19 protein-coding genes and 4 tRNA genes are annotated in these 20,044 nt (G+C 39.6%); 2 read left to right on the forward strand and 21 right to left on the reverse strand.

All coding sequences use genetic code 11. The annotated features are described in order from the left end of the window. The 19 genes from tuf to J690_RS19475 all read right to left on the reverse strand — a co-directional run bounded on the left by tuf (position 1) and on the right by J690_RS19475 (position 15,834). Complete coding sequence (gene tuf, locus J690_RS19385; RefSeq protein WP_005065785.1) at positions 1-1,191, reverse strand: elongation factor Tu; 1,191 nt, start codon at positions 1,189-1,191, stop codon at positions 1-3. 147 nt (positions 1,192-1,338) lie between these two features. Continuing rightward, positions 1,339-1,413, reverse strand: a tRNA-Thr gene (locus J690_RS19390). Between the two features lie 13 nt (positions 1,414-1,426). After that, a tRNA-Gly gene (locus J690_RS19395) sits at positions 1,427-1,502 on the reverse strand. 37 nt (positions 1,503-1,539) lie between these two features. Beyond that, positions 1,540-1,623 (reverse strand) — tRNA-Tyr (locus tag J690_RS19400). Positions 1,624-1,677: 54 nt separating this feature from the next. Further along, positions 1,678-1,753: transfer RNA gene (locus J690_RS19405), tRNA-Thr, on the reverse strand. A 98-nt stretch (positions 1,754-1,851) separates the two neighbouring features. Continuing rightward, positions 1,852-3,345 carry an anthranilate synthase component I gene (trpE, locus tag J690_RS19410; RefSeq protein ID WP_032037662.1) on the reverse strand — a complete coding sequence of 498 codons (1,494 nt, stop codon included), beginning with the start codon at positions 3,343-3,345 and terminating at the stop codon, positions 1,852-1,854. 108 nt (positions 3,346-3,453) lie between these two features. Further along, entirely contained in the window at positions 3,454-4,122 is a 669-nt protein-coding gene (locus J690_RS19415) for a phosphoglycolate phosphatase (RefSeq protein WP_005079407.1), read from the reverse strand. Between the two features lie 66 nt (positions 4,123-4,188). Beyond that, positions 4,189-4,815: an FHA domain-containing protein gene (locus tag J690_RS19420; RefSeq protein ID WP_005065779.1), complete on the reverse strand. Its 627-nt coding sequence runs from the start codon at positions 4,813-4,815 to the stop codon at positions 4,189-4,191. Between the two features lie 40 nt (positions 4,816-4,855). Then, a complete protein-coding gene (gene gspD / locus J690_RS19425) occupies positions 4,856-7,126 on the reverse strand; it encodes a type II secretion system secretin GspD (RefSeq protein WP_032037665.1) in 2,271 nt (756 codons plus the stop codon). Positions 7,127-7,167: 41 nt separating this feature from the next. After that, positions 7,168-8,004, reverse strand: a complete 837-nt coding sequence (locus J690_RS19430; RefSeq protein WP_005079413.1) for a type II secretion system protein N — start codon at positions 8,002-8,004, stop codon at positions 7,168-7,170. Beyond that, complete coding sequence (gene gspN, locus J690_RS19435) at positions 8,004-8,747, reverse strand: type II secretion system protein N (protein WP_017481931.1); 744 nt, start codon at positions 8,745-8,747, stop codon at positions 8,004-8,006. Before gspN ends, J690_RS19430 begins: the two co-directional genes overlap by 1 nt. Positions 8,748-9,081: 334 nt before the next feature. After that, on the reverse strand, positions 9,082-9,408 hold the full coding sequence (locus J690_RS19440; protein ID WP_000801427.1) for an H-NS histone family protein: 327 nt from the start codon (positions 9,406-9,408) through the stop codon (positions 9,082-9,084). A gap of 194 nt (positions 9,409-9,602) precedes the next feature. Next, the gene (locus J690_RS19445) at positions 9,603-10,043 is read right to left on the reverse strand and encodes an acyl-CoA thioesterase (protein WP_002121251.1); all 441 of its coding nucleotides are present in this window, start codon (positions 10,041-10,043) and stop codon (positions 9,603-9,605) included. A 7-nt stretch (positions 10,044-10,050) separates the two neighbouring features. Next, positions 10,051-11,244 (reverse strand): hypothetical protein, encoded by a 1,194-nt coding sequence (locus J690_RS19450; protein ID WP_032037669.1) that lies wholly within the window; start codon positions 11,242-11,244, stop codon positions 10,051-10,053. Between the two features lie 9 nt (positions 11,245-11,253). Further along, positions 11,254-12,096: a hypothetical protein gene (locus J690_RS19455; protein WP_032037672.1), complete on the reverse strand. Its 843-nt coding sequence runs from the start codon at positions 12,094-12,096 to the stop codon at positions 11,254-11,256. A gap of 8 nt (positions 12,097-12,104) precedes the next feature. After that, the gene (locus J690_RS19460; RefSeq protein ID WP_005065765.1) at positions 12,105-12,872 is read right to left on the reverse strand and encodes a uroporphyrinogen-III synthase; all 768 of its coding nucleotides are present in this window, start codon (positions 12,870-12,872) and stop codon (positions 12,105-12,107) included. Positions 12,873-12,875: 3 nt separating this feature from the next. Continuing rightward, on the reverse strand, positions 12,876-13,793 hold the full coding sequence (gene hemC / locus J690_RS19465; RefSeq protein ID WP_032037675.1) for a hydroxymethylbilane synthase: 918 nt from the start codon (positions 13,791-13,793) through the stop codon (positions 12,876-12,878). A gap of 100 nt (positions 13,794-13,893) precedes the next feature. Beyond that, the gene (locus tag J690_RS19470) at positions 13,894-14,634 is read right to left on the reverse strand and encodes a LytR/AlgR family response regulator transcription factor (protein WP_032037678.1); all 741 of its coding nucleotides are present in this window, start codon (positions 14,632-14,634) and stop codon (positions 13,894-13,896) included. Positions 14,635-14,694: 60 nt separating this feature from the next. Next, the gene (locus J690_RS19475; RefSeq protein WP_032037680.1) at positions 14,695-15,834 is read right to left on the reverse strand and encodes a sensor histidine kinase; all 1,140 of its coding nucleotides are present in this window, start codon (positions 15,832-15,834) and stop codon (positions 14,695-14,697) included. Here J690_RS19475 and argH point away from each other — a divergent pair. Both argH and J690_RS19485 read left to right on the forward strand, forming a co-directional pair. Continuing rightward, the gene (argH, locus tag J690_RS19480; RefSeq protein WP_002121138.1) at positions 15,825-17,258 is read left to right on the forward strand and encodes an argininosuccinate lyase; all 1,434 of its coding nucleotides are present in this window, start codon (positions 15,825-15,827) and stop codon (positions 17,256-17,258) included. The genes J690_RS19475 and argH overlap by 10 nt on opposite strands. A gap of 9 nt (positions 17,259-17,267) precedes the next feature. After that, positions 17,268-17,537 carry an oxidative damage protection protein gene (locus J690_RS19485; RefSeq protein ID WP_000089995.1) on the forward strand — a complete coding sequence of 90 codons (270 nt, stop codon included), beginning with the start codon at positions 17,268-17,270 and terminating at the stop codon, positions 17,535-17,537. 307 nt (positions 17,538-17,844) lie between these two features. On the opposite strand, the gene phoU is transcribed toward J690_RS19485, so the two are convergent. Together phoU and abuO are read right to left on the reverse strand one after the other, a co-directional pair. Continuing rightward, a complete protein-coding gene (gene phoU / locus J690_RS19490; protein ID WP_032005854.1) occupies positions 17,845-18,567 on the reverse strand; it encodes a phosphate signaling complex protein PhoU in 723 nt (240 codons plus the stop codon). A gap of 105 nt (positions 18,568-18,672) precedes the next feature. Then, entirely contained in the window at positions 18,673-20,019 is a 1,347-nt protein-coding gene (gene abuO / locus J690_RS19495) for a multidrug efflux outer membrane protein AbuO (RefSeq protein ID WP_032037684.1), read from the reverse strand. Positions 20,020-20,044 lie beyond the last annotated feature (25 nt).

Raw genomic sequence — 20,044 nt, forward strand, 5'->3', positions numbered from 1 at the left:
TTATGCAGTTACTTTCGCAACAACACCAGCACCTACAGTACGACCACCTTCACGGATCGCAAAACGTAGACCTGGGTCCATTGCGATTGGGTGGATTAATTCTACTGACATTTCAACGTTGTCGCCTGGCATAACCATTTCAACGCCGTCTTGTAATTGGATCGCACCAGTTACGTCAGTTGTACGGAAGTAGAACTGTGGACGGTAACCATTTAAGAATGGAGTGTGACGACCACCTTCTTCTTTAGAAAGTACGTATACTTCTGCGTCGAATTTAGTGTGCGGCTTGATTGTACCTGGTTTAGCAAGTACTTGACCACGTTGTACGTCTTCACGCTTAGTACCACGAAGTAAGATACCACAGTTCTCACCTGCACGGCCTTCGTCAAGAAGTTTACGGAACATTTCTACGCCAGTTACAGTTGTTTTAACTGTATCTTTAATACCAACGATCTCTACTTCTTCACCAACTTTAACGATACCAGCTTCTACACGGCCTGTTACTACAGTACCACGACCAGAAATTGAGAATACGTCTTCGATTGGCATTAAGAATGCTTTGTCGATAGCACGTTCTGGTTCTGGGATGTAAGAGTCAAGCGCTTCAACAAGAGCAAGAACTGAAGACTCACCATATTGACCGGCATCGCCTTCCAACGCTTTAAGCGCAGAACCACGGATAACTGGAGTGTCATCACCTGGGAAGTCATAAGTAGAAAGAAGTTCACGAACTTCCATTTCTACTAATTCAAGTAATTCTTCATCATCAACAAGGTCACACTTGTTTAAGAATACGATGATGTAAGGTACACCAACCTGACGAGAAAGAAGGATGTGTTCACGAGTTTGTGGCATTGGACCGTCAGTCGCAGCACACACAAGGATCGCGCCGTCCATCTGAGCAGCACCAGTAATCATGTTTTTAACGTAATCGGCGTGGCCCGGGCAGTCAACGTGCGCGTAGTGACGAATTGGAGAATCGTATTCTACGTGTGAAGTATTAATTGTAATACCACGTGCTTTTTCTTCAGGTGCTGAGTCGATTTGTGAGTAATCTTTCGCTTCACCGCCGTAAGTTTTTGCACAAATTGTTGCAATCGCAGCAGTTAAAGTTGTTTTACCATGGTCAACGTGACCGATTGTGCCCACGTTTACGTGTGGCTTATTACGTTCAAACTTAGCCTTAGCCATGTTTATAGTCCTCGTTTACGTCGAACACAATTCTGAGCAAAAACTCAGCATCGACATATCGCCTAAAAAATCAAACACCCAATACTTGAAAAGCAGACTAATAAGCCTGCTTTTTAAATCTTTGTAGAAAATCTACTAAACTGTATCTGGAGCTCTTATCGAGATTTGAACTCGAGACCTCTCCCTTACCAAGGGAGTGCTCTACCACTGAGCTATAAGAGCGATTATCCTTCGATGGAGCGGGAGACGAGGATCGAACTCGCGACATGCAGCTTGGAAGGCTGCCGCTCTACCAACTGAGCTACTCCCGCACTGTGTTGGTATATATACCACTTCAATCGAAGTTAATGGTGGTGAGAGAAGGATTCGAACCTTCGAAACTTTCGTAGCGGAGTTACAGTCCGCCCCCTTTGACCGCTCGGGAATCTCACCATATCACACTTATTTCAGTGTTGTTCTTTACTTCACAACTACACACCTTTAAGATGGTGCCGGCACACGGATTCGAACTGTGGACCTACTGATTACAAGTCAGTTGCTCTACCAACTGAGCTATGCCGGCTCTTCTTAGTGTTTCGTACGTTTCGTATCGGAACGGTGTGCAGTTTAGCAAAACTTCCAAACGATGCAAGCGGTTTTTTAAAAAAAACCGCTAAAAACTCATAAAATCAATCCGTTTGATGATAATTCAACCGCTTTGATCACTGCGCGAGCTTTTATTTGCGTTTCATTCCATTCAGATTCAGGATTTGAGTCCGCTACCAAGCCTGCTCCAGCCTGTACATAGACCTTTTTATCTCGAATAACACAAGTACGGATTGCAATCGACATATCCATTTCGCCGTGCCATCCTAAATATCCCACTGCCCCACCAAACACACCTCTTTTCACAGGCTCAACTTCATCAATAATTTCCATTGCACGAATTTTTGGTGCACCCGATAAAGTACCTGCTGGGAAAGTTGCTTTAAATACATCTAGCGCATCGATATCGTCACGAACTTCGCCTTGCACATTTGAGACAATGTGCATGACATGTGAATAGCGTTCAATCACCATTTGATCCGTTACTTGGACCTTACCTATTTTTGATACGCGCCCCACATCATTTCGACCAAGGTCAATCAACATTAAATGCTCAGCGATTTCTTTTTCATCAGAAAGTAAGTCTTTTTCTAAAGCAAGATCTTCTTCTTTAGTTTTTCCACGTGGTCTGGTACCTGCAAGAGGGCGCACTGTCGCAATACCATTTTCTAAACGAGAAAGAATTTCTGGCGATGACCCTACAATATGGAATGGCTTTTTATCAGTAATCGTTTGCCCTTGTACCAAGAATAAATAAGGCGATGGGTTCAAATGACGTAAAGCACGATAAACCTGTAAAGCCTCCCCATCGAAATCAGAGACCATACGCTGTCCCGGAACAACCTGCATCACATCACCAGCACGTATATATTCTTTAACCTTTTCGACTGTTTCTAAGAATTTCGCTTTACCAGTAATTGACTCAAAATGTGGAGGTGTATGAGGCTTAGCTTGCAGACTTACTGGTGTAGCTAACAATTGCTCTAATTGATCTAATTTTTGCTGAGCGTCTTCATAAGCATTACTCTGCTCTGTATCCGCATGAACAATTAAAAATAAAGTATCTTTAAGGTTATCAAAAACTATGACTGTCTTTGATAGCATTAACCATAAATCCGGCAATGTAATTGGGTCAGCTGTAGGAACATTCTTTAAACGTGGCTCGATATAACGGACTGCATCATAGCCTAAATAACCTACTAATCCGCCCGTAAAACTCGGTAAGTTTGGCAAGAGCTCAGCAGATGGCACTTTAAATTGCTTCTGAAATTCACGAATATACTGAAATGGGTCTTGGCAATCTTCTTGTGTAATTGAGCCATCAGCATGTTGTATAGACAGAACACCTGCATTACATGAGAAAACCGCCGACTCACCTAAACCAATCATAGAATAGCGTGCCCAATTTTCGCCACCTTCGACTGACTCAAATAAATAAGCTTGTGTATGGTCTTTAAAACGAGCAAAAACAGATAAAGGAGTTTCTGTGTCTGCTAAGCGTTGGCGATAAACTGGAATCGTGTTGTAACCAGCAGCCTTGAGTTGCTCGAATTGCGCTAATGTTGTCATGAATTTTCTCTAATATGGTTTCGATTTAAAAGTGTGTTTTTCTAGATTCGGTTTAGACACGCCATCGAAAAACCATACGCTTATTCATTCTGATCTCCATTTCATTCATTAGATAATTAACTCAGCAAGACTATCAACAACTTGCTGAGGTTGGCAATCATAGATATTTTCTCCATGATTATAGCCATAGCTGACCACAATACAATCAATTCCAGCACGACGCGCAGCCTCAATATCATTACTTGAATCGCCAATCATTAACGATTGTGAAGCAGATATTTTTAGGCTTTGCATGCAATGCAATAATGGCAATGGATGAGGCTTTCTCTCTGGTAAGCTATCCCCACCAAGTACGACTTGAAAATATGGAGAGAGCTGTAAAGCATCAAGCAAACCTTGAGCAAGTTGTACAGGCTTATTGGTAACGCATGCCATTTGTATATTCAAAGTTTTACAATGTTTTAAAAACTCGGTTACACCAGGATAAATTTGAGTATTTACACAGAGTTCTACACTATATATATCAATAAATTTTTGTAATAAGACTTTGTGCTGTTCAGGATCTAATTTTCCAAAAATATGAAGCAGAACACTTTCACAGAGTTTTGAAGCTCCTTTACCCACCCATTCTCGTATTTGAACTTCTGTTACCAATGGCCAACTTAGCGCCTCTAAACTTAAATTCATAGACCGATACAAATCAGCAGCAGAATCAACCAACGTCCCATCTAGATCAAATAAAATTAAATCGCGCTTACTTAGTTGTGCAACAGACATCTTTTTTCTACTCAAAATTAAAAAGGCATGCGTTTAGCATGCCTTGATTGTAAAAGCAGCAACGGATTATTTAAAGAATAACCATGCCAATACAGCTAAAATTACTAAAATAATAATAGTGATTAAACCAACTGAGGCATTCTTCTGTTGCTCTTTTTCTTCTGCAACACGAGAAACTGGTTCATCAAAAGCGATAGGTGTTTGCTGTTGCGCATTAATATCCACACCCTCTGGAATAGGTGCAGGTTTTGGAATAGAAATATTCTGCGGCATACCATCGCGACGAACTTCTACTTCTGCGGCACGCTCTGCAAGGCTCGGCATTCCTTGATCGCTTAAATCTGGAGAGGATGTCGTATTTACAGGTTCGGCTTCAATTTCAGGTAATTCCGTGATTTTCTGTGCAGGAGCCAATACAGAAAATTTAAAACTAGCAAACTGAACAATATCACCATCATGCAACTGCTTTTCTTGCTCAATACGAATATCGTTTACAAATGTGCCATTCGATGAATTAAGGTCTTGCACCCATAGCGCTTGATCTTTTAGAAGCAATGCAGCATGGCGACGTGAAATTTCAGCAGCTTGCAACAACACATCGGCATCTTGATGACGCCCTACCAACATATCACGATCAACATTAATTTCTTGGCCAGTAATTTCACCAGTAATTGCTTGTAGTTTCCAAGTCATGCGTATGTCCTATTCATTTTTTATCAATCATAACATGCTACTACTGTGCTGTGCTTGTGCGCAGTGTCGTTGTTGTTACTGTATTTTTAGTACGATTAACTTCAGGATCAGGTAACTGCAAGGTTTGCTTTTGAACTGCTGGCTCTACCGCTACAGGTGTAGTTGCCGTCGAGGTTTTTCCACCTGAAGGAACCTGTTGATAATTTTTTGGCTGAGAGGCAATACTAGGTGGTGTCATCTTTTGATTATAGACATCATCAACTTGCTCAGGCAGTTTTGCAAAATTGCCGTTTTTATCCATAGCCAATTGCAAGCTATAAAGCTGGCTATAGCGCTGCTGAGACAAACGGCGCACATCATTTGCATCACCCACAATTGTTGGGTGGATAAAAACAAGAAGGTTACGCTTCACATTACTTCGAGTATCCGAGCGGAATAATCTACCTAAGTATGGAATACTGCTTAACCCAGGAATACCTTGACGGTTAAATTCAACATCATCAGATACTAAGCCACCCAAGACTACTGTCTGTCCATGCTCAGCCAATACAGCTGTTTTTATAGCACGTTTGTTTGTAATCAAATCGGCAGCCTGCCCCTTACTCGCCTGAACATTTGAAACTTCTTGTTCAATTTCAAGTCGAACTGTGCCATTTTCACCTATGTGAGGTATAACTTTTAATGTCACCCCCACATCTTTACGCTCAACCGTGGTGTATGGGTTGATCCCCGTACTGTTTGTAGTGACCGATCCTGTTACAAATGGAACGTTTTGACCGACAACAATATAAGCTTCTTCATTGTCCATCGTTACAATAGAGGGGGTAGACAATAAATTAGAAGCTGTATTCTCTTTTAAAGCTTGAATTAAAGCTCCATAAAGCTGGCGAGAACCATCCGCACCCTCTTTATACTTCCCTAATGCAATTGAACTACCGGCTCCAATTGCACTTCCCAAACCAGAAGCACCGCCAGTTAAGTAACCTGCTGCCAATGAAGCCAGACTTGAACCTGCATTGGTAAAGTTAATTAGACCAATACCACTATTAATGTCACCAAGTGCCCATTGCACCCCTAATTGATCGGCATCTTTACCTGAAACCTCAATAATCGCAGCTTCAATCAGAACTTGCTGACGACGAACATCGAGCTGCTGAATAGCAGATTCAATTTCGCGCATTAATTGAGGATCTGCCTTAACCACTAACGAGTTTTGGGCATTATCCGCAATAATGCTTACCCCATTTTGGCTAAAGCTAGAGATATTGTTCTGATTATTATTGTTCGAATTACCGTTTAAATTAATAGATGGCGTAGAAATTGAACTACCATTTGAACCAGAGGTATTTGAACTAGAATTCTGGTTATTACCCATCAAATTATTGATCGGATTCGATGAATTAGAAGAATTGTTATTACTATTTGACGAAGAAACAGCTTGACCTGTTACGAGGCCTTGCAAAATCTCAGATAAATTTTTTGCACTTGCATATTTCAATCGAAAAACTTTTAAACCACCTAAACGGTCGGCCGAAGGGACATCCAGCATTTCAATCATGTGGCGAATACGCTTACGCGTTTCAGGATCACCCTTAACTAAAATACGATTGGTTCGATTGTCTGCAATAATACGGATACGTGCACCATTAAAATCTTTAGATGCTCCCGTAGCACTCATGGCCTCAAGTTGAGTAATGATTTCTTCCGCTTGGCTCGATTGAAGGTTTATTGCCTCAATATCATTCTGGCCAGTACCATCTAGATTACGAATAATATTTTCAAGTTGATAAATATTTGCCGCACGGTCCGAAACAATCAGTGCATTAGTCCCTGCAATTGCAGCCATATGTGCAAATTGCGGCATTAATGGACGAAGTGCTGGAATTAAATCATTAGGATTGGTATTTTCAAGCCAAATGACTCGGGTAACGATCTGATCACCACGCAATTTATTTCGCGAGTCGTAAGGAATTCCCGAATTTTTAACATTGCTATCTGGAACCAGCTTAATGGTGTTACCCGAAGGAATTGCCACTACCCCATTCACATTTAAGACCCCAAGGAATAGGTCGTAAACTTCATTTTTATTGAGGGGTTTATTCGATATTACTGTGACGTTACCACGCACTCGTGGATCTACTGCAAAGTTTTTACCCGTAATGTCTGCCACTTCATTAATAAAAGCAGTTAAGTCAGCATCACGTAAATTGATCTTCCATGTTTGGGCATAGACGCTGCTGCTCACTGTCGCAATCAATGGGGCTGCTGCAAGTAATGCCCAAAGTGGACGTTGATGATTCAATAAAGCCATAACTTGCGATAATTCCTAACTCTTATGGTGACGTGTTATCACTAAAAATTTTGTTGTATGGTCATCACTTGATCACCACGTTTTATTTCTATTTTCACTTGCCCAGCTCGACGAGCCTGTTCAAGTAACTGCACATCCGTTTGTCCCTGCCCAACCGTTTGACCGTTTAAAGAAACAATCCGATCACCCGGCCTTAAACCTAACTTATTTCGAAGCGCAGTGGGTGTACGTTCTGTAACTTCAAAACCTTCACCAGAGTTCCCACTAACGCCCATGTCACGCAGATATTGTTCACGGTTGCCTTGCATTTGCTGAATAGCCTGTCCTAACGCCTCTTGAGTCGTATTAACAGGTGCCGATGACTGAGGCGCAGTAGCAGTTGGCTGTGAAGCATCTGGCGTCATAGGTTGATATAAACCGTTTGGCAAACCTTTAAATTGGAGTTCACGAGTACTTCCATTACCTTGACGCAATATCACGTGATCCCAATAAACTTCTGCTAACTGATAAGAGGTAGAACCTATTGTTTCTCCTACACGATATCGGTCAGCAATATTATCTAGCTTAATAACAGCCGAAGAAAAACGGTTCGGATAGCCCAGCATTACGCCTTGTAATTCTAGGTTGACATTTTCCTGAGCCGCATTGGCTGAAGGTTCATTAAAAAGCGAAAAAGTACTAATGTTAGGAATTTGCGGCTGCTGTGATCCTAACTCGACTCGATCAAATTGCATCATTTGAGGAGGGGCAATTACCCACCAAAATAATGAAGCTAATTTCCAACACAACCATAAAACCAAAAAGGCAAATACAACTACACTTAACCGATCTAATTTTTGCCACTGTAATTGCTGTAATTTTTCAATCCATACTTTCATTAGTTACCCCCTTGTATTAAGGGTTGACGAGAACTAATGACAAACGTATCTAAACCAGCTTTTCCATCATAAGATGGGATATTAAGTAATAACCTTTGGGTAAGCTGTACATCAAGCATCATGTTGGCATCTAATAAAAGATTCGCCATTTTTTGACTGCGTTGATCACGTATATCAACTTGTAATTGTCCATTTTGATCCGTTAATTGCCCATTTAAAGAAGGCATATTCATACGGTCTTGACGATCACCAATATTATAAATTAAAGCACCGCCACCCCAATGTAATTGACCATCAACTGCTGCGAACCCCTGCTCCTTCTTATAATTAAACTCAATATCTTTCAGTTGAATGCTGTTCGCAGGCCATTGCCAATTCACAATTTGTTTTAATGTTTCAGGTGCAACCTGACCATTCATAGCCTTTACAATTACTTTTTTCCCCACACCATAGCCCATTACCCCAGATAATTGGGTATTTCCACTATGGATATCTACATCAGAAGCGAACCTTAATAAAAACAGGTCTAGAGGTCTAGTTTTCCAATGAATCGAGCCTCTCAAAGTACCACGCCGCCAATCTGCTTGGCCTTGCCAGATATTTCCACTTACATTGTGTAGAGTTTGATTATTCTTTGAAAATTTAGAAATAAGCCACGTCGCCGGGATCTGTAAAATAATAAAAATTAAAAATGCAATGAGGGCAAAAAACCACCACTTCCATTGCTTAGACTTTTTCTTCATTCAGCCTTACCAACATGCAAATTATCGTCCTTATTTTGAGAGTAGCTCCCTAGTCTGACATTATGCATACTTTTTCAACATCGCCAATTCACTTCATATAAAAAAACCAAGCAATCGGGCTTGGCTTCGGTATTAAGACTATAAGTTGAACGTATGACAAAATCATGAAAACTTGACGCTCAATGAACTAAATGCACATTTGATCTCAACAATTCATTTAAAGAGCAATTTAAACACTCAATTTTTTAAATAATATTTATAGCAAAATTTTGAGATATTTTTATCAATAAAAAAGCCAAGCAAATTTGCTTGGCTTTTAAAAACGGAAATTTGATTAGATTAAGAAATCTTCAAGTTTTGCGCCTTTTTCAATTTCAGCAACTAACCAGCGTGGTTGTTTACCGCGACCAGTCCAAGTCTCTTCAGCATTGTTTTTGTTGCGGTAACGAGGCTCAACAGATTTACGAGTTGTTTTCTTACGTTTTTGAGCACCAAACTCAAGAAGTTGTTCAACACTGAAACCTACATTTTCAGCAATCTCGATAATTTGATTATAAGCATCTTCGATTGCTTGATCTTTTTTACTTGCAATTAAAGCTTCTGCTTCTTCTTGTAAGCGTTTTAACTCTTCAACAGATAATTCACTGATATCCGGTTTCATTAATAAATACTCCAGTCTTACAGACAATTCAAAATAATACAGACAAAATTTAAAAACATAAAATCAAGACCAATATTATTTATAATCTATTCAATAAGCAATAGTTTGAAAGCCGTGTTCATCAGAATAACCAAAAAAATTACCTTTTAATTACATTACCAATTATAAATGAAATATATTTTATTAATATTTATTTAAGATAAATGTATTAAGTCATGCCCAACTGATTTTTCTAGCTCAATAATTTTTTGTTTTATTTCCTGTGGTATTTCACATTTTCGTTCTGTTAATTTATCTACGCACACCATAACAGCTTCACCAGTAGCGACTATTTGTTGTTGGGTTTCACTCCACAATATATAAGCCATACGGAATGCGCTATTACGGAGCTCTTCCACGCGAACACCAACTTTCAATACGTCAGGATAAAAAACAGGCTTTAAATATTTACACTGACTTGAAGCAACAACGGTATATAAATGTGGGGTTAATATATTGATTGCTTCCATATATAAAATACGTGAGCTTTCAATATATCGATAATACTGTACATTATTGACATGACCAAAAGCGTCCATATCTCCCCACGCTACTTTCTGTTCATATATTACTGGGTAGACAGACAGTTCTTTCATTTTTACCTCATATTTTAAACTTTAAAAAATTTGCATCATTTTCAAAGATTAGATTTAACTGTTTGATTAACACGTCATCTTCTTTAAGCGTAGACTTAATACGTAAATAGCTCATTAAAATATTATCTGGATATAATGATAATAATGTTTCAGCTTCTGTTTGACGTCCAGTTGCCATATAGACATGCCATTTTGCAAAGGTTAAAACTGGCAAATTCATATATTGATTTTCAAATTGAATAATTTTTTCTTCAACATCGGCATAGTCTGGAACTTGTTTAAGCAACTGTTGCTGAAACCATAGATAAAACACTTCTGGGTCAAACTGCTCTTTTAACAAATGTAGCGTTAAGGCCGCATGCTGCATGCTCATATCTGGCATACGTGCTAATAGTTTTAGCCATAATAACTTACTGCTATAAGGTCGAGTTTGAATCTCAGACTCTAAATCCAAATAACGTTGCTGTAAGGCATGTAAGTCATCGATAGACGCTTGGTCAAATTGCTGAAGAAGCTGCTGTAACCATAAATCACGGTGTTCTGCATCTAGCAAACCGTATTTCATAGAACGTAAATATACCCATGGATGTTGCAGCGCTAATTGCCCCCATAAAGCCGTTAATCTTTGCTGGTAAGCAGTTTCTATTTCTTGTAACCACGGTGATAACTGGTGTTGATATAAAAATTCGAGATGAGTTAATGCACGATCGGCTTCATTTTCGGCTAAAAAGATTTCAATTCGCTGTAACTCTGCCAATTCAAATGCCATCGGTGGTGATTGATCGAGAGCAGCCAATGCTTTTGGATAGTCCCCACTTAAAACCAGAAACTTGGCATCGATAATATTTTTTAAAAGCCCTGATTGAGTAAAAACACGTTCAACAAATACACGTTGATCTTCGGCCGCTTCTAATAACCAAACAATACCTAATTGTTCATAAGGATGAAGGTTTTTAAACTGGAAGATGTTTTCACTTTTTCTTTGTTCACGAGATGAATAACGTTTAATCCACAGCCACAAGAGTTGAGCAATAAAATTTATCACTACAAAAGTAAGAGTTAATCCCCAGACATTTGTTTGCAGCTGCAATTGCCGCCAGTAAATATAGGCATACCCCATTCCATAGCCATAACTAAATAAAGCTAGGGCTGCAAAGAGTATTAAGCTGATTACGAAATAAACCCACAGGAGGTGTTTCATATATCCTCCTTATGAGCCGATTAGCCCAAGTGTAGAGAGTTTAGGAACTGGCACCACAGATAAATGTGCCACTTTAGCAATACGTTTTTTTAACTGCTGACTGGTTGCATCAGGCATTTCATCTAACTTTTGCATCACAGATTGCAACTCATTTTGATACTCAGTCATTTTTCCTTGATTGAGTGCCTGTTCGGCAATTAACAATCTTAATTGCACTTCTTTAAGCACAACGCTTCGACTCATTAAATTAATAGACGGCGTTTCTACTTTTTCTATACGGAACCACTTTTTCCACCAAGACACAGTCTCGGATTGATCCATTTCAAGTTTAGGCTGGCTTAAGGCTTGTTGAATATTCTTATCAATGTTCTGTAATAAATCATCGATTAATTGATGGCGTTGATTTTGAGCCAAAGTGAACTGTTGAACTACCTGTTTATCCTGCTCGAGCGATTGATTCAAGCTATGCTGCAATGCAGGAGCAATTTCATAGTGTACAAGCGATTGCTGTAACTGATTTAATTGATCAACTGCATAAATCAACTGCTGCTGATCAATCGCAAATTGAATTAAATCTAACTTTTGTTTAATTAAAACTGTAGGTGCAATACCTGTCGGTGGAGCATCTGGTTGAACTACTGAACTCGCTTTATTCCCTGTACTTACGGGTTGATTCTGCAACTGTCGCTGTAAAGCAACCAATTGATCATTTAAATTGGCATAGTGCTGTTCTGATTGCAGCAGACTTTGTTTAAGCTCGGGAACAGTACGAGAAATTTGCCACATATCGTAACTGAGCTTAGCCAACCAAGCTACGCCCAGTAAAATGATGATAGAAACAAGTTTTCTCATACGAATCCTTATAATGCCTGAATGTGATGAATCATCCCCGAAGGCGATAAATTTTCAAGTTGAATAATGTGAAAATGAGCCTGTTGCTGATCGCGATACTCTTTAACAATTTGAAAAAGACGAGGTCCTAAAACCAGATATACGCCATCAGGTTGTACATTATTTTTTGAACAAAGCTCTAACCAATATTTCCAGCTCGCTTCACTGGTAATTAAGACGAGCCATTTATTTAAATTATAATTTGAATTCTGTGTCAGATGTTTGAATGTAGAATATGAAGCTTCTGGGCACTGCCGATGATATAGAACAAAATTTAAAATCTGAATTCCTTGTTGTTGCAAGGTCTCCATCATAAATTGGCGTCCACCTTCTCCCCGCCAAAAAGCCACACTACCCGTCTGTTGCATATTGTGCAGAATAGGTAGGTTCAACATCCCCTCAGAAGTTTCAACATCTGGGATATGTGCTTCTATTCCATATTCGTTTAGACAATTGGCTGTTGCTTGCCCTACCGCAATCCACTGAATATGTTTTAAGTCGCTAATTTTTAAACCACTTTTTACTAAATACTCCATACCCAATTCAACAGCAGTTGGGCTGACGACAACAATAGCTTGCGCCTTAATTAATTGTTGGTAAAGCTGAAGTAAGTGTTCAGAAAAGGGTTTTGCAACGAGCTCTAAAAGGGGTAAAGACTCAACCTGATAACCTTCATTTTGCAAAGCTTCTGTTAGTTCAGCTGCACGCGAATCAGGTCGAGTATTAATAAACAGCATGGTTTAGTAGAGGGCCTTTAATAGCTCGCCAGCACCTTGATCAAGTAAGTTTCGAGCAAGGTTTTCACCCAATTGCTGAGCATTATTGGCCTCATCTGTTAGTTCAGCACGTAATAATGTTTGGCCATCAGGGCTTCCAACACGACCTTCGATATGGATTTGACCATTTTGCAGTGTGGCATAACCCGCAATTGGGACCTGACAACCGCCTTCAAGATAGGCATTAAATGCACGTTCAGCACGTACACAAACATCTGTTTCTTCGTGTAATAAAGGTTGAATTAAAGCCAATACATCTTGGTCAGCTGCACGGCACTCTAAACCCAATGCACCTTGTCCCACAGCAGGCAAACTAATATCTGGTGTCAAACAATGACGAATACGTTCTGACAAACCTAAACGCTTCAAACCGGCACTAGCTAGAATAATTGCATCGTATTGACCTTCATCTAGCTTCGCTAACCGTGTACCAACATTTCCACGCAAGTCAATAATTTGCAAATCAGGACGTTGTTTTAAAATCTGCGATTTTCGACGCAAGCTTGATGTACCGACTTTTGCACCTTGTGGTAAATCAGCGAATTTTTCAAACTGATTTGAAACAAAAGCATCTAACGGATCTTCACGTTCGCAAATGACTGCTAAAGTTAAACCTTCAGGCAAAGCCATTGGGACATCTTTCATTGAATGTACGGCTAAGTCTGCACGCCCATCTAAAAGTGCTGCTTCTAATTCTTTAACAAACAGCCCTTTGCCCCCAATTTTTGCTAAAGGCGTATCTAAAATTTTATCGCCCTGCGTGACAAATTTAACCAGTTCCACCGTTAAATCAGGGTGAAGCTCCTCTAAACGGGCACGAATATGTTCTGCCTGCCAAAGAGCAAGTGGGCTTTGTCGTGTAGCAATTTTCAAGGTTTTCATAAATTCAAGCATGGGCTGATCAAACAATACACCCTAAACTTAACTTGATCCCTTAAAATTGCAAGTAAAATCTCGCAAGTCCAAGATAACTCTTTTAAATTTAGAGCTGATGAATTCGCTCTCTAAGCGTAGACAAATGTCGACGACTTACTGAAAGTCGCTCATCTAAGCCACGTAAACGAACCTGATATTGCCCAGAGCTAACGAGCTCTAGTCCATCTAAATATGTGACTGCAACTAAGGCATTTCGATGAATACGAATAAACTGATCTGCAAATTCGGTTTCAAGCTCTTTTAATGTTTCATCTATTAATACACTGCCATTTTTATGTCTCACAGTGACATATTTCTGGTCTGCTAAAAAGTAATAGATATTTTCAACAGGAATCAGCTCAACACCACGATAGGTTTTTGCTGCAATTTGATGACGCTGTGTTTTTAAATCTTGTAAAAGCTCAGAATTCGGTAATGCATTGAGTTGTGCTTGAGTAAGTTGAGTTAGCTGAGTTAAAGCTTGCTCAAGTTCAACCGGATCAATCGGTTTAAGAAGATAAGCTTGAGCCTGAGCTTTAAAAGCTTCTAATGCATGCTGATCGTAGGCGGTACAAAATACAATCGCAGGTCGAGGATTTAGCTGACTTAACTGTTCTGCACAGACAAGTCCATTCATACCTGGCATTTGAATATCAAGCAAGATTACATCCGGTTGATGAAGCCGTGCTTGTTCCAATGCCTCCTGTCCATGATGAGCCGTTGATACAACCTCATGTCCCATCTTTGAAACTAAACGTGATAAACGCTCCACTGCAAGTGGTTCATCATCACAAATTAGCACCTTCATTCATCCTCCTTGTCACCGTTAACTTGGTCCATTTTTTTATGGTTAACTCTGACTGACTTATTATTTTGTTTGATATTGATAGCTCATAATAGTGGTATATAAAGCTTCACCTTTATAAACCTGAAATCTAACGGTGTTCCCATAATACGCTTTCAGGCGCTGCTTAACATTTTCAAGAGCGATTCCATGCCCTTTCCGTGAATTTATTGTATCGTCTGTATATGGGTTGGTAATGACTATACTGACCTGATTTTGCAATATTTCAACCAATACCCCTATAGTTGCTTTGCCCATCATTGGTTCTACCCCATGAAAAATACTATTCTCTAACAAAGGTTGTAATGTCAATAAAGGAATAGTGATCTGTTTTAATTGCACAGATGAAAGCTCGATCTTCCAGTCTATTTTTAAACGTTCTCCCAAACGGACCTGTTCAATCATTAAATATTGTTTACTCAGCTCGATTTCTTCATGCAGACTCACCAATTTTAATTCTTGGAAACTTGCTCGAAATAAACGCGACAAACTAATGAGCATGCTTTCTGCTTTATCTGGATCTATCGCAATTAAACTCACCACATTATTTAAACTATTGAATAAGAAGTGAGGATGAATTCGTGCTTGCATGGCCTGAATACGGGCATTTAACTCGGCATATTGCTGATGCAACCATTGTTCCCTGACATATAAATAACGTAAGCAGAAAGCCCCGAGTAATATTCCATAGCTTAGATATAAAGGTACATTGGTAAAATAAATACTCCAGCCCTGCGTTAAAGAAGCATGTTTATTTAAAAGACCAAACTGAAAAAAATTACTCATTAAAGTGGTCAAAACAACAATACTTTGCAGCATGACAAAACCAATAGCCAAAGCAAATTCTTGACGCAAGCTGCTAAAAAAACCTTGAAAGTGTTCAACCAATGCAAAAAAGGACAATATTACCCAGTTAATAAAAATGATGTATTGAAAAAGCCTTCCCCCGCTTAAGGCTTGCCAAGACTGCGCTTCAGCCAATGCCAAGACCAGTGCCAAAACATTACTTGCGATAATTAATTCGAATAAGTGTTGCCAACGCCCGCTTTTCGTAAAAAAATAGGAGGAATTTTGATTTCGGTATGCTGTAGGAAACAACTTTGTTTGTTGAGCTTCGGCAAGTGATATACTCTTTTTTATTTTACTGAGCCACCATGACCACATCTTCAAATCCCCCTAATTCAGTAACCCCAGACCAAACCTCAGGTATGTGGGGTGGTCGTTTTTCTGAAGCGACGGACGCTTTTGTAGCCGAATTTACCGCCTCTGTTCAGTTTGACCAGCGTTTTTATAAGCAAGACATCGCTGGTTCGATTGCGCATGCTACCATGCTTGCGAAAGTTGGCGTACTGACAGAAGCAGAACGCGATGACATTATTGAAGGTTTAAGCACCATTCGCTCAGAAATTGAAGCTGGAAACTTTGAATGGCGCATCGATCTTGAAGATGTTCACATGAACATTGAATCACGTTTGACTCAACGTATTGGCATTACAGGTAAAAAATTACACACTGGCCGTAGCCGTAACGATCAGGTTGCAACTGATATTCGTCTTTACCTGCGCGACGAAATTGATGATATTTTAAAATTATTAGAACGTTTACAAAAAGGCTTGTTAGGCTTGGCTGCCAAAAATGTAAATACAATTATGCCAGGCTTTACACACCTACAAACTGCTCAGCCTGTGACTTTTGGTCATCACTTGTTAGCATGGTTTGAAATGTTAGTGCGTGATACCGAACGTCTTCAAGATTGTCGTAAGCGCGTTAACCGCATGCCACTTGGTTCAGCTGCTCTTGCTGGTACCACTTATCCAATTGACCGCGCATACACAGCAGAACTTTTAGGTTTTGAAGCTGTATCTGAAAACTCGCTTGATGCTGTATCTGATCGTGACTTTGCCATCGAATTTAATGCGGCGGCTGCACTCATCATGATGCATTTATCACGTATGTCAGAAGAACTGATTCTTTGGACTTCTGCACAGTTCAAATTTGTGAATATTCCTGATCGCTTCTGTACTGGTTCTTCAATCATGCCACAGAAGAAAAACCCAGATGTTCCAGAACTTATTCGTGGTAAATCTGGCCGTGTATTTGGTGACTTAATTAGCTTACTTACGCTCATGAAAGGTCAACCATTGGCATACAACAAAGATAACCAAGAAGACAAAGAACCTTTATTTGATGCAATCGATACGGTTCGTGGTTCACTCATGGCATTTGCAGACATGATTCCTGCATTGGTTCCAAATATTGAAATCATGCGTGAAGCTGCTCTTCGTGGATTCTCAACTGCAACTGACCTTGCTGACTACTTAGTGAAAAAAGGCGTTGCGTTCCGTGATGCGCATGAAATTGTAGGTAAAGCTGTTGCATTAGGTGTTGCGGAAGAAAAAGACTTATCTGAACTCACACTTGAGCAATTACAGCAATTCTCTGACTTAATTACAGCAGATGTGTTTGACAAAGCCTTAACTCTAGAAGCTTCTGTAAATGCTCGTGATCATATTGGTGGAACTTCTCCAAAACAGGTTGAAGCTGCAATTGCGCGTGCCCATACACGTTTAGAACAGTTATACGCTTAAGGATAAAACATGAGTCGCCAAGTATTTTGCCGTAAATATCAAAAGGAAATGGAAGGTTTAGACTTCGCTCCTTTCCCAGGTGCTAAAGGCCAAGATTTTTTTGAAAATGTTTCTAAACAAGCATGGCAAGAATGGTTACAGCATCAAACTACGCTAATTAATGAAAAGCGCTTAAACGTGTTTGAACCAGAAGCTAAAAAGTTTCTGGAAGAACAACGTGAGAAATTCTTCAATAATGATGAAAGTGTAGAAAAAGCTGAAGGCTGGAAACCAGAATAATCGGTTTGTTTTAGCTTATTCATCATTAAAAAGGCGGGTCTATATACATAGATCCGCCTTTTTTTACGTGAAACTTACACAAACATAAAAAGCCTTACATAGAGCGCACAGGACTCTACATGACATCAAAAAGCGAAGAACTTAATATCACTCTATAGCAAGAAGAACACGATCCCTGTCGTGTTTATGCACTTGATTTTCTGTCCTGAACTTCCCCCCAAAGTTCGGGACATTTTTTTATCTATTATTTTTTTAAAAACAAAAAAGCCTTGTTTTAAACAAGGCCTTTAAATATTTCAGCTCAAGATTACTTTTCGTGGACTTTGGCTTCAATTTCTTCAATTTTGGTATGACGAGCATCAAAGCCTTTCGCCATATAAATCACTTGCTCAGCAATGTTACGTGCATGATCGCCAATACGCTCTAATGAACGTAAAACCCACATGACATTAATCACACGAGCAATATGGCGCGGGTCTTCAATCATATAGGTCATTAATGTACGTGTTGCTGATTGATATTCACGGTCAATGTCAGCATCAGCTAAAAGTACACGTAAAGCTTGATCTGCATCTAAACGTGCAAAAGCATCAAGTGCATCATGAATCATGACACGAACTTGGTTACCAATATGACGTGTTTCCATGTAGCCACGCGGTGACCCGCCTTCTTCACACAGGTTTTGTGCAATACGGGCAATTTTCGCTGCTTCATCCCCAATACGCTCAAGGTCAGTATTGGCTTTGCTCATGGCAATCACCATACGTAAGTCAATCGCTGCCGGATGACGACGCGCCAAAATCAACGTTAAGCCTTCATCAATATCACGTTCATATTGATTGACTGTATTATCTTTAAATTGAACATCAATCGCTAAATTTGCGTCGGTATCAAGTAAAGAATGAATTGCATTTGCAACCTGCTGTTCGACCAAGCCACCCATGGTCATAAACTTTGTGTTTACATCTTGCAAATCTTCATTAAATTGAGAAGAAATATGATGGCTTAACACCGGATTACTCGGACTCAAGGGAAGCCTCCAACATGATGGCGCGGGAATAAAATGATTGAGCATTAAAACACAGCAATCATTAAGTTTTTATGACAAAATTAAATTTCAGATAAAAGCTTTTAATTACTGATAAGTTAACCAGCTATTAAGCTCAACCAGATCTTTTTCACCTAACTGGCCTACCGCAGCTTTTAAACGAAGTACATTCAATAAATAGTCATACTGAGCATTAAGATAATCCTGTTTTGCAGAAAAAGCATTACGCTGCGCCAATAAAACATCAACCATACTTTTTAAGCCTTCGTTATAACTCGCTTTTGAAGCTTGAGAAACTAAAGAAGATGAATCCATTGCAGCCTTTCTTGCTTCAAGTTTGGCTTGATCTGTGTCTACCTGCATAAACGCACTTTTCACATCGACATTGGCACGGCGAATGGCTGCATCAAGTTGTGCCTGCGCTTTACTGACTTCTACAGTGGCTTTTTTAATTGATGTTCGGGTCCGTCCACCATTAAATAGATTCCAGTTCATTTCTACCCCGACCTGATCAAATTTTCCGTCAGTCGAAATGAGTGTCTCTGGTGTTTGTTTGGTATAGCCATAACTTGCTACGGCATCTATTTGAGGATAAAGCGCTGCCTTTTCGACACGGCGCTGATCTTCACTATATTTTTGCTGTAAACGGGCTTGCTGGATCTTTAAGTTTTTTTGCTGGGCCAAAGAAAGCCAGTCATTAAGTTCTGCCGGATAAGGCTTTTGAAAATTAAAATCACTGCGCAGTACAGCGAGTTTATCTTGATAAGAACCAATATATTCAGACAGCTGCTCTTGAGCTAAAAGTAATTGAACATTGGTTGAAATACGATTGGCTCTGGCATTTTGATATTGAGCATTTGCTTCACTCACATCACTACGCGCCACCAAACCTTCTTTGAGTTTGGCATTCATCATATTGAGCTGCTCAAGCAAAGCTTTTTCTTCTTGTAAGTATGCAACACTCAATGCCTGCTGACGCAACACATTAAAATAGGCTTCTGCCACATTTAAAACATGATCTTGTTTTTGCAGCCTTAAGGTAATTTCACTTAAGGCAACCGAAGTTTTAACTTGCTTATAACCTTCCCAAGCATCCATTCGAAATAATGGCTGACGTGCAGTGAGAGTGGCTTGTCGAGTCGTTGATGTATTACTTACCAAAGCATCTGACAGGCCTTCTTGATCAACACCCGGAAAATTTGAACGTTTTACAGTTTGCCGATTACGGGTAATATTTCCAGACAATGTGACAGTGGGTAATAATGCCCCTGTTGCTAAGCCTAAGTTCAGTTGATCTGCTTCATATTGTTGTTGATTGGCTTGCCACGTCGGGTCATTTTGTTTTGCGCGCCCATAAGCTTCAACTAAATCTAGAGCAAAACTCGAAGATGCAAAACTCCAAAGGCCAACAGCGACCATTAATTTTATTTTCATTGTTCAAATCAACGATAAAACTTGC

Origin of the sequence: Acinetobacter sp. 742879 (genome assembly GCF_000588535.1) — a bacterium.
In the GTDB taxonomy this organism is placed as follows: Bacteria; Pseudomonadota; Gammaproteobacteria; order Pseudomonadales; family Moraxellaceae; genus Acinetobacter; species Acinetobacter pittii.

Coding starts and splice junctions, on each gene's coding strand:
- tuf (WP_005065785.1), bottom strand. CDS start 1,191: ATGGCTAAGGCTAAGTTTGAACGTAATAAGCCACACGTAAACGTGGGC.
- trpE (WP_032037662.1), bottom strand. CDS start 3,345: ATGACAACATTAGCGCAATTCGAGCAACTCAAGGCTGCTGGTTACAAC.
- J690_RS19415 (WP_005079407.1), bottom strand. CDS start 4,122: ATGTCTGTTGCACAACTAAGTAAGCGCGATTTAATTTTATTTGATCTA.
- J690_RS19420 (WP_005065779.1), bottom strand. CDS start 4,815: ATGACTTGGAAACTACAAGCAATTACTGGTGAAATTACTGGCCAAGAA.
- gspD (WP_032037665.1), bottom strand. CDS start 7,126: ATGGCTTTATTGAATCATCAACGTCCACTTTGGGCATTACTTGCAGCA.
- J690_RS19430 (WP_005079413.1), bottom strand. CDS start 8,004: ATGAAAGTATGGATTGAAAAATTACAGCAATTACAGTGGCAAAAATTA.
- gspN (WP_017481931.1), bottom strand. CDS start 8,747: ATGAAGAAAAAGTCTAAGCAATGGAAGTGGTGGTTTTTTGCCCTCATT.
- J690_RS19440 (WP_000801427.1), bottom strand. CDS start 9,408: ATGAAACCGGATATCAGTGAATTATCTGTTGAAGAGTTAAAACGCTTA.
- J690_RS19445 (WP_002121251.1), bottom strand. CDS start 10,043: ATGAAAGAACTGTCTGTCTACCCAGTAATATATGAACAGAAAGTAGCG.
- J690_RS19450 (WP_032037669.1), bottom strand. CDS start 11,244: ATGAAACACCTCCTGTGGGTTTATTTCGTAATCAGCTTAATACTCTTT.
- J690_RS19455 (WP_032037672.1), bottom strand. CDS start 12,096: ATGAGAAAACTTGTTTCTATCATCATTTTACTGGGCGTAGCTTGGTTG.
- J690_RS19460 (WP_005065765.1), bottom strand. CDS start 12,872: ATGCTGTTTATTAATACTCGACCTGATTCGCGTGCAGCTGAACTAACA.
- hemC (WP_032037675.1), bottom strand. CDS start 13,793: ATGAAAACCTTGAAAATTGCTACACGACAAAGCCCACTTGCTCTTTGG.
- J690_RS19470 (WP_032037678.1), bottom strand. CDS start 14,634: ATGAAGGTGCTAATTTGTGATGATGAACCACTTGCAGTGGAGCGTTTA.
- argH (WP_002121138.1), top strand. CDS start 15,825: ATGACCACATCTTCAAATCCCCCTAATTCAGTAACCCCAGACCAAACC.
- J690_RS19475 (WP_032037680.1), bottom strand. CDS start 15,834: ATGTGGTCATGGTGGCTCAGTAAAATAAAAAAGAGTATATCACTTGCC.
- J690_RS19485 (WP_000089995.1), top strand. CDS start 17,268: ATGAGTCGCCAAGTATTTTGCCGTAAATATCAAAAGGAAATGGAAGGT.
- abuO (WP_032037684.1), bottom strand. CDS start 20,019: ATGAAAATAAAATTAATGGTCGCTGTTGGCCTTTGGAGTTTTGCATCT.